Annotated in this window: 15 protein-coding genes; 1 reads left to right on the forward strand and 14 read right to left on the reverse strand. The window is 46.9% G+C overall.

From position 1 onward, the window contains the following. Positions 1-3: 3 nt before the first annotated feature. From DW183_RS00820 to DW183_RS00850, 7 genes are all read right to left on the reverse strand, one after another. Positions 4-849 carry an energy-coupling factor transporter ATPase gene (locus DW183_RS00820; RefSeq protein ID WP_118280208.1) on the reverse strand — a complete coding sequence of 282 codons (846 nt, stop codon included), beginning with the start codon at positions 847-849 and terminating at the stop codon, positions 4-6. A gap of 8 nt (positions 850-857) precedes the next feature. Further along, on the reverse strand, positions 858-1,721 hold the full coding sequence (locus tag DW183_RS00825) for an energy-coupling factor transporter ATPase (RefSeq protein WP_118280209.1): 864 nt from the start codon (positions 1,719-1,721) through the stop codon (positions 858-860). A 12-nt stretch (positions 1,722-1,733) separates the two neighbouring features. Continuing rightward, positions 1,734-2,231 (reverse strand): tRNA (uridine(34)/cytosine(34)/5-carboxymethylaminomethyluridine(34)-2'-O)-methyltransferase TrmL, encoded by a 498-nt coding sequence (gene trmL / locus DW183_RS00830; RefSeq protein WP_118280210.1) that lies wholly within the window; start codon positions 2,229-2,231, stop codon positions 1,734-1,736. Next, positions 2,232-3,410 carry an aminotransferase class I/II-fold pyridoxal phosphate-dependent enzyme gene (locus DW183_RS00835; protein ID WP_118280211.1) on the reverse strand — a complete coding sequence of 393 codons (1,179 nt, stop codon included), beginning with the start codon at positions 3,408-3,410 and terminating at the stop codon, positions 2,232-2,234. After that, positions 3,407-3,889, reverse strand: coding sequence for an Lrp/AsnC family transcriptional regulator (locus DW183_RS00840; RefSeq protein ID WP_118280212.1), 483 nt, complete (start codon positions 3,887-3,889; stop codon positions 3,407-3,409). Before DW183_RS00840 ends, DW183_RS00835 begins: the two co-directional genes overlap by 4 nt. A gap of 21 nt (positions 3,890-3,910) precedes the next feature. Then, positions 3,911-4,894: an AIR synthase family protein gene (locus tag DW183_RS00845; protein ID WP_118280213.1), complete on the reverse strand. Its 984-nt coding sequence runs from the start codon at positions 4,892-4,894 to the stop codon at positions 3,911-3,913. A 112-nt stretch (positions 4,895-5,006) separates the two neighbouring features. Next, entirely contained in the window at positions 5,007-6,653 is a 1,647-nt protein-coding gene (locus DW183_RS00850; protein ID WP_118280214.1) for a VanW family protein, read from the reverse strand. Positions 6,654-6,965: 312 nt separating this feature from the next. Between DW183_RS00850 and DW183_RS00855 the strand changes: the two genes are divergently transcribed. Continuing rightward, on the forward strand, positions 6,966-7,628 hold the full coding sequence (locus tag DW183_RS00855; protein WP_118280215.1) for a hypothetical protein: 663 nt from the start codon (positions 6,966-6,968) through the stop codon (positions 7,626-7,628). Positions 7,629-7,684: 56 nt separating this feature from the next. Here the strand turns inward: DW183_RS00855 and DW183_RS00860 are convergent, their stop codons facing one another. The 7 genes from DW183_RS00860 to DW183_RS00890 all read right to left on the reverse strand — a co-directional run bounded on the left by DW183_RS00860 (position 7,685) and on the right by DW183_RS00890 (position 13,668). Continuing rightward, the gene (locus DW183_RS00860; protein ID WP_118280216.1) at positions 7,685-8,269 is read right to left on the reverse strand and encodes a manganese efflux pump; all 585 of its coding nucleotides are present in this window, start codon (positions 8,267-8,269) and stop codon (positions 7,685-7,687) included. Positions 8,270-8,414: 145 nt separating this feature from the next. After that, positions 8,415-8,975, reverse strand: coding sequence for a TetR/AcrR family transcriptional regulator C-terminal domain-containing protein (locus DW183_RS00865; protein ID WP_118280217.1), 561 nt, complete (start codon positions 8,973-8,975; stop codon positions 8,415-8,417). An 8-nt stretch (positions 8,976-8,983) separates the two neighbouring features. Beyond that, positions 8,984-10,036: an HD-GYP domain-containing protein gene (locus tag DW183_RS00870; protein WP_118280218.1), complete on the reverse strand. Its 1,053-nt coding sequence runs from the start codon at positions 10,034-10,036 to the stop codon at positions 8,984-8,986. A 12-nt stretch (positions 10,037-10,048) separates the two neighbouring features. Further along, a complete protein-coding gene (locus DW183_RS00875) occupies positions 10,049-10,279 on the reverse strand; it encodes a hypothetical protein (RefSeq protein ID WP_178009532.1) in 231 nt (76 codons plus the stop codon). A 24-nt stretch (positions 10,280-10,303) separates the two neighbouring features. Then, positions 10,304-10,885: an HdeD family acid-resistance protein gene (locus DW183_RS00880; protein ID WP_158572988.1), complete on the reverse strand. Its 582-nt coding sequence runs from the start codon at positions 10,883-10,885 to the stop codon at positions 10,304-10,306. A gap of 14 nt (positions 10,886-10,899) precedes the next feature. Then, positions 10,900-11,211, reverse strand: a complete 312-nt coding sequence (trxA, locus tag DW183_RS00885) for a thioredoxin (protein ID WP_256386562.1) — start codon at positions 11,209-11,211, stop codon at positions 10,900-10,902. Between the two features lie 78 nt (positions 11,212-11,289). Then, positions 11,290-13,668 carry a cation-translocating P-type ATPase gene (locus DW183_RS00890; protein ID WP_118280221.1) on the reverse strand — a complete coding sequence of 793 codons (2,379 nt, stop codon included), beginning with the start codon at positions 13,666-13,668 and terminating at the stop codon, positions 11,290-11,292. Positions 13,669-13,683 lie beyond the last annotated feature (15 nt).

A 13,683-nucleotide genomic window follows, 5' to 3' on the forward strand; every position in this document is an offset into this window, starting at 1 on the left:
ATTCTATCCTATCAGGCGTAGTATCGCCTCTTTTGCTTCGTCTACGGTCGTCGCCTCTGTTGACACATCCATGCCCTTTTCCTTCATCTCATGCATCAGGTATGTCACCTGCGGTGCCGCAAGTCCGATCTCCTCCAACTCCTTATAATGATGAAAGACCTGACGCGGCGCATCATCAAACTTGACATGTCCGTGATCCATGACAATGATACGGTCTACATACTTTGCCACATCTTCCATACTATGAGAGACCAATATAACCGTGTTGCCATATCTGGCATGCATATCTGCGATCATATCCAGGATCTCGTCACGTCCTTTCGGATCCAACCCCGCCGTTGGCTCATCTAAGATCAGCACCTGCGGTTTCATGGCGATCACACCGGCGATTGCAGCACGACGCTTTTGTCCTCCGGACAATTCAAAAGGAGAAACATCAAAATATTTTTCCGGCAAGCCCACATTTTGCAATGCTTCATAGGCACGAAGCGTAACATCCTTTTCCGGCAAGCCTTGGTTCTTAGGACCGAAACAGACATCCTTAAAGACTGTCTCCTCAAAAAGTTGATGTTCCGGATACTGAAAGACCATGCCCACCTGCATACGCAGATCACGAAGATCATAATCTTCCTCATAAATATCCTGTCCATTAAAGTAGATCGTGCCTTCCGTCGCCTTCAGCAGCCCGTTCAGATGCTGGATCAGGGTCGACTTTCCGGACCCGGTATGCCCGATCACGCCGATAAATTCACCGTCACCGATCTGCAAATTCACATGATCCAGTGCTGTGATCTCATATGCTGTTTTTTCACTGTAACGATAAGATACATTATCTAATATAAATGACATAATTCACCTTATTTTCTCTTGTCTGCCACTTTTTGCAGGGCATCGATCAATTCTTCTCTTGTCAGAATACCATCCGGTATAGCAAGTCCTGCTTTTTGCAGTTCATGCGCCAAAAGCGTGATCTGCGGCACATCCAGCCTGTGTTCCTTGAGTGTCTCCACCTGTGAAAAGATACCACGCGGATTGCCCTCCAAAACGACTTTGCCCTGATCCATGACATATACATAGTCTGCGTCCACAACTTCTTCCATATAATGTGTGATCAAAATAATGGTCACACCTTTCTCACGGTTGAGCGCATGCACAGCCTCCAAAACTTCCTTTCGTCCATTCGGATCCAGCATAGCAGTAGGCTCGTCCAAAATGATACACTTTGGCTCCATCGCCATAACTCCGGCGATTGCCACACGCTGCTTTTGTCCACCGGATAATTTATTGGGAGAGTGTTCCCGATACTGCCACATACCGACAGCCTTCAGGCTCTTTTCCACCCGCTCCCAGATCTCCTCTGTCGGCACACCGATATTTTCCGGTCCAAAACCGACATCTTCCTGTACCACACTGGCAATGATCTGATTGTCCGGATTCTGAAAGACCATACCGGCTTCCTGTCGGATATCATAGGTCAGGCTCTCGTCCGATACATCCATGCCGTCTACGATCAGAGTTCCCTCGCTCGGTGTCAAAAGAGCATTCAGATGCTTGGCAAAGGTAGACTTGCCCGATCCGTTATGCCCCAATACCGCGATAAACTGTCCCGCTTCCACGGAAAGATCCATATGATCGAGGGCTGTGCGGATGCTCTCCACATTGCCTTCTTCATCGCGGATGATATATTCATGTACTAAATCTTTTGCTTCAATGATTCCCATATCTGTTCCTTTTTACCAGTGCAGGCGATGCAACTCGCCCTCCAGTTTCATGTGGTCGAAATGATTCTGACGCAATGCCTCATAGAGGACGATCGCCACAGAATTTGACAGGTTGAGTGATCTTGTCTCACCGATCATCGGGATACGGATGCATTCCTCCGGGTGCTCGACTAAGATCTCCTCCGGGATACCTGCACTCTCCTTGCCAAACATGATAAAACAGTCCGGCTCAAAAGACACATCCGAATAGACATGTTTTCCCTTGGTCGTTGCATAATAAATCTTTGCTCCCGGGTTGCGTTCCAAAAAGTCATTCCAATCGTCATAACGCGTCACATCCAACTGATCCCAGTAGTCCATGCCCGCGCGTTTGACAGTCTTGTCATTCAACTGAAAGCCCAGCGGCTCAATCAAATGCAGTCTTGTCCCGGTAGCCACACAGGTACGACCGATATTTCCTGTATTTCCCGGAATTTCCGGTTCATGTAAAATAATATTCAGCGCTGCCATTTACGCACCTTTTCTTTCTTCTCTTAATTCTGTCACAAATTCTTCCAGACGATCCAATGCCACTTTCAGATTATCCAAAGAGTAGGCATAGGAAATTCGCAAAAATCCCTCTCCGCAAGCACCAAATGCCGTACCCGGCACAACAGCAACCTTTTTTCGATTCAAAAATTCTGTCGCAAATTCTTCCGATGTCATGCCAAATTCCTGAATAGATGGGAAAATGTAAAAAGCACCAAAAGGCTCAAAGCATTGCAGATGCATCTCCTCAAAACGATGGATCAGATAGCGTCTGCGCCCATTGTATTCTTCCCGCATGTGTGCCACGTCCTCGTCACAATGACGCAATGCCTCAACTGCCGCATACTGGCTGGTCGTCGGCGCACACATGATCGCATACTGATGGATCTTTAACATCTGCTTGATAATGATCTTTGGCGCACAGGCATAGCCCAGTCGCCATCCGGTCATGGCATGGGACTTGGAAAATCCGTTGATAAGGACAGTCCTCTCCTTCATGCCCGGCAAAGATGCGATGGACACATGCTTTTCCAAATAGGTAAGTTCTGCATAGATCTCATCACTTAAGACATAAAGATCATGTTTCTTTACCACATCCGCGATCGCTTCCAGATCCTTTCTTTCCATGACAGCCCCGGTCGGATTGTTCGGAAACGGCATGATCAGGATCTTGGTCTTATCCGTGATGGCTGCTTCCAATTCCTCTGCCGTCAGACGGAACTGATTTTCCTCTTTCAGGTTGATCACTACCGGAACGCCTCCTGCCAAAACCGTACATGGCAGATAAGAGACATAACTCGGCTGTGGGATCAGGACCTCATCCCCGGGATCTAACATAGTACGCAGGGCAATATCGATCGCTTCACTACCGCCGACCGTCACCAGGATCTCATCCCGATAATCATAGTCCAGATCAAATCTGCGATGCAGATAATTTGCGATTTCTATCTTTAATTCCTTGAGACCTGCATTGGAGGTATAAAACGTACGTCCACGTTCCAAAGAGTAGATCGCCTCGTCACGCACACGCCAAGGTGTATCAAAATCCGGCTCACCAACACCCAGTGAGATCGCATCCTCCATTTCACTGACAATATCAAAAAATTTACGAATACCCGAAGGTTCAATTTCTACGATGGTCTTTGAAAGTGGGTTTCTCATAAGCTCACCAACTCTCTCTCATCTTTGCGCTGTTCCGCCATGATTGTGCCATGATCCTTATACTTCTTTAAAATAAAGTTTGTCTTGGTGCTAAGTACGGAATCCAATGGTGATAACTTATCCGATACAAACTCAGATACCTCACGCAATGTCCTTCCTTCCAATGTCACCATAAAATCAAATCCACCGGAAATAAGATATACAGAATTAACTTCCGGATAATTGTAAATACGTTCTGCCACTTTATCAAATCCCATGCCACGCTGCGGTGTAACGCGCACTTCGATCATTGCTGTTACTTTCTCAATTCCAGCCTTTTCCCAGTTAATCAATGTATGATAGCCACAAATAATATGTGACTGTTCCATTTCTTCCAATTCATTCATGATGGTTGTTTCATCCGTTCCCATCATAATAGCAAGATCGTGGATATCAATTCTGCTATTCGTCTCAATATAATTTAAAATCTTCTCTCTCATTTGATTTCTCCTCACACTCGATTATAAAACTTTATACAATTCATCCGTCTTCGGCGGCTCTAAAAATCTGCGTTCTTCATCTCTGACAATCACACGATCATTTCCTTCTGTTGCTTTTCCAATGACTGTTGCCGGGATATTTGCCTCTGCAAGCGCATGCACAAGTGCATTTCCATCTTCTGATGCCATCAGCATCATGCCGCTGGATATGAGTCCATATGGATTGACATCAAAATATTCGCAGATTTCCACTGTTTCCTGACGAATTGGTATCTTCTTCAAATCAATTTCCAGTCCAACGCCGGATGCTTCTGCCATCTCCCAGAGTGCACCAAACAAGCCTCCTTCTGTGACATCATGCATTGCCGCGACGCCAGACTTCACGGCGACTGCCGCCTCCGGTACAACTGACAGATACTGATCAAATGCTTTTGCCGTATCCACAAAAGATGCCGGAAAGTGTTCTTTTAATTCCATTTCTTTTTCTTTGGCAAAAATGGTTGTTCCTTCCAGACCAATCCATTTTGTGACAACAATATCCATGCCACTTCTGGCTCCTGCCGTAGAAATCAGTTTTCCTTTTTTTGCCTTTGCCACACCAGCGACATTCACTACCGGCTGATTCACTACCGCTGTCACCTCGGTGTGTCCACCGAGAATCTGCATTTTTGCTTCTCGACAGGCAAGTTCCATCTGTTCCATAATACGCTTCAATGCAATCTCTCTTGTTCCATCTGGAAGTAAAATTGTTAACAACACGCCAATCGGTTCTGCCCCTGCACTGGCAAGATCATTTGCTGTAATCTGAATTGCCAATTTTCCGATATCTTTGGCTGTACCGGTAATCGGATCTGTTGACATCACAAAAATTTCATCTTCTGCCAATGCTAATGCCGCACAATCTTCTCCGATTCCTGGTCCCAAAACGACTTCATCGCGTTTGTAATGCAATTGTTTCATAACAGAACGTTTTAACACGTTTTCCGGAACTTTGCCTATTTTCATCCTCGTTCTATCCTCTTGTTCTATTCCCTATATATATGTACCATAAGGCTGCTTGAAACCAAGCAGCCTTGTTGCATTATCCTTATTTGTTTCATTTATCACAGCACATCATTTACTGTGCTGTTCCAGATGTCGTACCTGGTGTCGCCCCCGTAGTGGTACCTGCTGGCGTTCCCGCTGCAGATGGCGTTGTAGTCGTCTGTGTCTGCTGCTGTTGCTGTTGTGCTGCTGCAGCAGCTGCTGCCTGTGCCGCAGCTGCGTCTGCTGCCGCTTGCGCCGCTGCCGCCTGTGCCTCTGGCGTATAATTCGCAACCGTAGCACGAATCGTTGCATCATCCTTGGTTGCGATCGCCGCATTGATGGCTGCTGCCGCTTCCGGCGTAGCACCGCCAACGCCTACAGAGATCACTTCCTTGGAAGGATTATATTTGCTGTTGTTAAATACCTTGCGGCTGACTTCCACATCATTTTCATAAACGATCTTCCAAAGTCTTGCCGTATAGCCAATGTGCGGCTTGGTCGTTGTCTCGATGTAGCCTACCGGCTGATCGCCAACGGCAACATATTCCTTCTCCGGCTCTGTCTGGCTTGTCACTTCACTGACAAAATCCACACGACGGTTGGAAGGTCTGGTTTCCTTACCATAAATATTGAAGTAAATGATACCGCCACTGGTGTAACCCTCGATATAGATCGGAGTTTCCTGATTGTTCTTAAATTGCAGATCCTTGATGCCATCTGCGATCGCTGCATCCATGGACGGTTCTACATAGGAAACGATCATGGAGTGTGCGGCTCTGGTCACGATCTCAAGTTCTGCACGGATAACTGCATTGTAAAGCGTCGTCGATACCTGGCAGATACCACCGCCATAGGTCTCAACCGTCGTTCCGTTCTCATAAGAGCCAGCCGGATAATAGCCGTTCTCTGCGGTTGTCGGTCCGATGGCTTCGGAAACGGAGATAGTCTCTCCCGGATATACCACAAGACCATCCAACTTGCTTGCGCCGGTCTTGATATTGTTGGTACGTCCGTTTACCACCGTACCAAAGTCTGTATGATAAGATCCAAGTACATCCTGAATGCTTTCCAGTTCTTCCTTGGTGCCTCTCGGCTCATCTTTTTCTGTCAAAAGTTCGATGGAAGCATCTTTGCCATCCCAGTCTGTAGAAATGAAATCAGCGATCTTGACCGCAGATTTTCCGGTCATAAGGGTCACGCCCTCAGATCCTTCCACATACTCAAACTTGCCATCCACACGTTTTACCGTATTGTCCACTGCCTCTGTAACAAGGTCTGATTTGTTTTCATTTAAGAAAGCCTCGACCGTTGCCGTATCGGAAGTCAGGGAAATAGAAAAGTCCTTTTCCTTTCCAGCCTGCATATCCGCATTTGCCTTGAAGCGTTCGATCAGATTGCCTTCTTTTCCATAATTAAGGGCACGCTCTGTCACATCTGCATTCTTGGCACAAAGACCGATGTCATCGCCATCCGCCTCAATGCTCTTATCATCTGCGGTCAGGGTGAAAGTCACATCCTGATACTGGTCGACATACTGCTGCACAACCGCATTTGCCTCGTCCAGGCTCATACCGGACACATCCGTTCCGCCAATGGAAATATGCTCCGGGATAACTGCACTGTCCTGTGTTGTATCATCGGTATTCTCTTCTGCTGCAACCTGCTGCACCGGGAAAGCAAGACCTATACCGCATACGATCCCAAATGCCGCAACTAACATTCTCATTCTATTTTTCATAATAACCTCTCATCATTATTATCTCTATTCTATCGGTTCAGAGTTCATTTTATACTACCTTGCCCCCGCTTTTCAATATTCAAAGAGACGAATATCGTTGACGTGGTCCGGCAGTTTTAGTATATTTTTAAAGAAGACAGGCAAGAAGCATCGTAGCAAGCATACATCCGATGATCACCAAAATGATCACAGCAGATGCGATCCTTCTTTTTTTTGACTGCTTATAGTATGTCATTTCAAACACCTCGCTTAGTTTTCATTTATTTTAAGAAACATATCGTAAATACGACTTTGTTTCAGAAAGGACAGGGTATGCAGTTCCCTTTTTTAGCCATATTTCTCGGCATTGGCATCTTTCTTGCCATCCGTTATAAAAGCCTCAACAAGAAGCAGGATGAAGTCACACAATCTTTCTGGGAAAGAGAGGCGACTGCCAACGCGGCTCCCACTGCCAATCTTGACAATATTAAATATATTACCATTCCTCTGGATAAATTTCCACTGGGTTTCTCAAAAGATCCCGCGATTTGTTCTCTGGAAAATAGCCTGAGAGATTTATCTAAAAAACGCCTCTTAAATCTGACCGGTAAGACTAACACCGAATTGAAGGAAGCCTACGGCGTTGCTAACTTGACGACCATGCAGTCCATCGGCGAGGATTTTGATCTTTTGACCATTACCCTCAAGGATTATGGTGCTGCCCTGATCGAACAGGGTCTTTTGGCAGATGCCATCAGCGTCTTAGAATTTGGCGTTGCCATCGGCACCGACATCAGCCAGAATTACAACATGCTGGGCGACTGTTATCTGGCACTCGGAAAGACAGACAAGATCTCTTATCTGATCGAACAGGTCGAATCCAGAAACCTCATGCTGGCACCAAGTATCCTGCGGCATTTGCGGGGGCTTTTGTCCGAAGACAGCACAGACGGTCCCGTAAAAACCCCGGAAAATTTTGAGATAAACAAAAATTAAGACACAAAAAGCCTGTATATACCAAAGTTTTATTTGATATATACAGGCTTATTTTATTAGATCATATGCATCACATTGCGCAGTAAGATCTCGCCTCCTGCGACCCAGAGCAAAAGTGCTCCTGCAGCATAAGCACCGGTCTTGGACTCAAAACCGAAATGATATCCCGTGTAGATACCGGAAACAACGACTAAGATCGAACATACCAGAATAACAAGCCCCATCATTGCAATGGATGTACCGACAAAGCCGCAGGCACAACCGGCACACAGGGTATAAAAACTGGTAATGGCGATGATCTTGATATAGTCACGCACACGGATATCATCCCTGCGCTTTTCTTGGACAAATTCACGTTTGATCGCCTTGACGATCAGGCGGATTCCCAGAAGGGCAAACACAACGGTTGCCACGATATATCCGATTTCCTCTGCATTCTGAATGATCTGATGTTTTTCCAACTCATAGCAGACAAAATAGCCGCCAAAGAAAAAGATCAACTGTAATACGGTCACGATCGTACTTGCGATCATCAACGACTTACGCTTGACATCTGCAAGCATAGCCCCCTCGATCTCCATTGCGGCAAAAATATCAAGACTGATACCTGCAATGATCAATATATTTTCAATCCAACTCATGGAATCCTCCTACCGATAACTTAGAATCAAACTATGGTCTCTGCCGAAACCGCTATTTTAGTATAAGAGACTTGTTTGCTCCATTACATATGCAAACACAGACCACTGTAATAAAGCACTATACATTTTAACTGATATGTATATATCAACTGATGATTTCGATCATGGATTTCTGCGCCATAATCACATAAACTTCGACCAATTCTGCTATCGGCACCTGCATGCCGCCCTCGATCCACTGCACGGCAACATTGCATGCCATGTGGGCGTAATAAGCCGCGACTCTCTCTGGGCTCAGCCAGGAATAGGTAATCTTTTCCCGCAGTTTATCCTTGTTCATCCGCTGTAAGATCAACTCCTGCACAGCATCTTCCATCATCCCCACGAAAGAATTCTGCCCCTCTAAGCGGACTGCCTTCTCATAGAAATCCCGCTCCTTTTCCATGGCAGTAAAGAGATAGGTAATCCCCTCCCGCAAAAGTCCGTTATCGAAAAGCGGCATTGCCGATTCCATCAGATCTTCGCGCACGATCCACTCCAACAATTCATACTTATCCTGAAAATGGTTATAAAAAGTCGGACGGATCACGCCCGCCTTATCCGTTATTTCCTTGATTGTAATTTTTTCGATGGGTCTTGTCTTACTTAATTCTTTCAGACTTTCCGCAAGAATCACATCGATCCCATTCTTGCCCTGATTTGCCATATGCTCTCCTAGATCATTAGTTTTACAATGGTAATGTTGTATGCGTTCCTATCTCCGCGCAGATTGATTTCCTTGCCATCCTCCAAGAGGCGGACGGTCGGTCTTTGCACAAATCCCGGATGATTTTCCACAACGATCGCATGCCTGCCATCCGACAGGACGACTTCACTCCCCACCGGATAGATACAAAAGCCTGCGTTCATAGTCTCCACGACCTTAGGATCAAACTCCATGCCGGTGCGCGACATGATATATTCGATCACCTCTGCCGGCTGGTAAGACTTACGTCCCGGCCGCTGTGAGGTCATGGTATCATAGACATCTGCCGCCTTTAATATCCTTGCATTGCGCAACAGTTCCCTGCCTTTTAAGTGGTTGGGATAGCCACCGCCATTGTACCACTCATGGTGCTGATAGACTGTCTCATTGACCTGGTCGCCAAAAGAATATTCTTTGCGCAGATACTCGTAGCCCGCCCAGGCGTGCTTCTTCATTTCTTCTTCCTCTGCCGGTGTCAGTTTGCGTGTCGCATTGACCAGATCCGGCAGGACTAAGACCTTTCCGACATCATGCAAAAACGCCGCCGTCACCAAGTCATTTAGATCATCTTCCGGCAGTTCCATCTTCACACCTAAAATACCAGCCATCACCCCGGTATTCATGGAGTGAAAATAGGTATAATCATTATAGGTCTTGATATCGACCATATTATACATGACGGCTTCGTTGGAAAGCACATCATTTACGACATTCTCAACCACCAGGCGTACCAGGCGCTCCTCTGCATCCAGTTCCACATTCTCTGCCGAACGGCAAAAAAACTGTTGGATCATGGATACCGCTTCGCTCTTGACCTCCGGACGCACCACGTCCGTTACCTGAATATCTCTTGTGATCTCATCATCGATATAGACCCCAGCGGTTCCCAAAAACTTTATGTATGTAATATTTTCATTTGTCAGTGATGTATTCGGAGCCAAAAGCATCCGCCCCGATGCATCATGAAGCCCCTGCCCCAGGACCATACCCGGCTGCAGCTGCCCCGCTGGAACATATCGCATTATCTTACCTCTTTATTCGTCAAATTCCATGGTTACAAAAAAACCTTTTGGCGTTTCCTTGATATCCACGACCTTGCCCTGACGCGATTTCAAACGTTCCAAGGTCGTATAGTTGCCGGACATGGCATAGGCATGCTCCAGCGTATAGTAGTAGGAATTCGGGAGTTTGCTTTCTGTTACCGAGAGAGTCTGTCCTACTTCAACCAGATTCTGTCTCTCCATCTTAAACTCCATCTGTCTCATAAATGCTTCGCCAACTTTCCTATCTTACATGTAGTCATCCAGATTTTCTTCGTGAAGGATAGTAGAGTCCACAAACTCCTTGGATGCCTTGTTGACCTTATGTACGATGAACATATCGGATAAGCCATCGTAGATCAGCATGATACCGATCAGGATCATGCCTAATTTTACCAGACCAAAAGCATTACAGATGCAAAGCACACCTAAGACGATATTTAAGATCGCCATCAAAGGAATACTCCACCAGTTGTGTGCCTTGGTCTTTTTGCCCTCAAGGGCGAGGGAAAGATCCTGCACACCATGTACCACCAAAAGGACACCGATCGCGATCGGGATGATGGATGCGACTGCCTGCGGGCTTAAGAACATCCAAAGACCGATTAGTGTAATAAGTAGGGAAACAATGATTGAGGTATAAGACTTGACCTCATCCATCAGGCGCGGTATCAGAGAAACGATCCCCGATACCATAAGGATAATAGCGATCACGCGTGCCAAGACCGTGATCACGGTTGCCGGCCATATCACGAGCAGTACCCCCAGTACCACACTCAGCACTGCTGCTAAGGTCACATCAATCTTAATACTTTTTAATTTATCCATCATAAGGGTCATACCTCCTAATTGTTTGTAATAAATGCCTTGATCTCATCCGCACTCTGGTAGCCTACAGTCTGTCCTGCCACCTGTCCATCCTTGAAAAGGAGCAAAGACGGAACGCTCATCACTCTATACTGCATAGCAAGATCCGAGTTGGCATCTACATCTACATTATAGACAGCCACCTGTCCTTCCAGTTCCTCTGCCAAAGCATCCACAACCGGTGCCAGCATCTGACAAGGACCACACCATGTTGCCGAGAAGTCGACCAGTGCGACCTTTTCTGCTAAAACCTCTGTCATATCATTATTTGCAATCTTTTTCACCATAATAAATTCCTGCCTTTCCTGCCCTTGACGGGCACTTACATTTTATTATGTTCCATTGAATGAACATATATTATATAACACCTAAAATTTACAGTCAATTTTTTCAACCAAGAGTGACAGATAACGCAAAAGGGACTCTGCCGCAAAAGCAAAGACGACCATCAGAAGGACGCAGACTTTTGACATAGCGCTTAAGGCAAACAACTGATGGCAAAAGATCCCTGCAAAGATCAGTCCTGCGATATTGCCGATCACAATGGCATATTTGATGCCACTCATCGGTTTGGATATCTTGATCAGGATCATAAAGCCGACCACACACAAAAGCAGGGTCGCCGCTGTCGCAATATCTTCCGACGGAAGGGAAAAGACCTGCCCGCAGATCACCAGCGCACCGACTGCCAGAACATCCGTCAGCCCTGCCGGAAGTGCCCGCACTAGAACCCCTCGCATAAAATGTCCCTTGATCCGCTCGCGGTTTGGCTCCAATGCCAGCAAAAATCCCGGAATACCGATCGTAAACATACTGATCAAGGAGATCTGTGACGGCTCCAGTGGATAAGTGATCATAAAAAGCGCCGAAAATACCGACATCAGAAGGGAGAATATATTCTTTACCAAAAAGAGGCTGGCAGAACGACCTACATTATTGACGACCTGTCTGCCCTCATATACAACCTCTGGCATTTTTGCAAAATCCGAATCGAGGAGGACGACCTGTGCCGCCTGCGCACACGCCTCGCTGCCGGATGCCATTGCCACACTGCAATCCGCATCCTTCATTGCCAGGATGTCGTTGACACCATCGCCTGTCATGGCAACGGTATGTCCTGCCTCCTGCAAGGCTTTGACGATCAACTGCTTCTGCTTTGGCGTCACCCTGCCAAAGACGACGTAACGTTCTACGGCATCCCTTATCTTTGCCTTACTATCCAGTGTCGTCGCATCGACGTAATTCTCTGCGCCCTCGATCCCGGCACGCTTTGCAACCTCAGACACCGTCTGGGGATTGTCTCCGGAGATCACTCGGATCGCCACATCCTGCTCTTTAAAATAAGAAAAAGTCTCCTTTGCATTGGCACGGATCGGATTGGATAAGGTCACATAGCCCAGTGGTAAAATGCCGTCCGCTTCCTGCTTGGCAAATAAAAGCAGACGGTAGCCCTTTTGCACATAAGACGCGATTTCCTCTGCGATCGCATCATAGGAATCCTTCATAATAAATTCCGGCGCGCCAAGAAAATAGGTGCCGTCCGAAAAGGTCATACTGCCGTATTTATTTGCAGACGAAAAGGCTTGGATATGAGACGGTCTACGCCTGCCCGCTTTGGCTTCCGGCATCTTATCTAAGGCTGCCCGCAGCGCATCCATCGTTGCATTGTTATCCGTGGAGGCATAGACATAATCCGCCAGCATCCCCTGTAGAGCCTCACGATCCCACAGCCCTTTTTCGCCTTCTGCCCCATTTTCTTCCATGACCTGTCTGCGCCATAAAATATGGGAAACCTGCATACCCGGCTCCGTGATCGTCCCTGTCTTATCTACGCAAAGAACATCGACCCGCGATAAGGTCTCAATGCTTTTCATATCATGCAAAAGCACCTTTTTCGTTGCCAGCCGGATGGTTCCCAGCGCCAGTGCGATCGTTGCCAGAAGGTAGAGTCCTTCCGGTATCATGCCAATGACGGCTGCCACGGTTGCCGTCACACTGCGGGCGATCGTTTCCCCATTGAAGAAATAACTCTGCGAGAATAAGACAATACCGATCGGTATGATGGCGATTCCAACCCACTTGACCAGTTGGTTGATCGACCGGATCATTTCGGATTGCTCTGTGCGTTCCATGGACTTGGCTTCCAGCGATAACTTGGATATATAAGAATCCATGCCCACATGGGTCAGTCGGGCATAGCACTGACCGGACACCACAAAACTGCCGGATAAAAGTTCGTCACCCTGCGTCTTGTTGATCTCATCGGATTCGCCTGTCAAAAGCGATTCATTGACCATGACCTCTCCGGATAGGACACTGGCATCCCCGCAGATCTGGTCGCCTGCCCGCAGCAGGATCACATCATCTTCGACCAGTTCTTCCGAGGCGACCTGCTTTTGACTGCCATCACGCACCACGATCGCATGCGGCGCATTTAAAATGCTCATCTTTTCCAGCGTTCGCTTGGCGCGGATCTCCTGTATGATCCCAATCAGGGTATTTGCAATGATGATCGGTAAAAATGTCAGATTGCGGAAAGATCCCACCAGACATAAGAGAATCGTGATAACGAGAAAGATAAAGTTAAAGTAAGTAAATGTGTTCGAGCGTATGATCTCTGCGGTCGTCAGACCCGTACCCACATCCGCACGATTGTCCTTTCCCTGTCGAATCCTTTCCTCTACTTCCGCCGCACAAAGACCTCTGATCTCGGTCTCTGTCTCTTTGTCCTCAGGGAATATTGTCATAAAGTGCCACGCTCC

The organism is Roseburia sp. AM16-25 (assembly GCF_003473825.1).
Taxonomy (GTDB): domain Bacteria; phylum Bacillota; class Clostridia; order Lachnospirales; family Lachnospiraceae; genus Pararoseburia; species Pararoseburia lenta.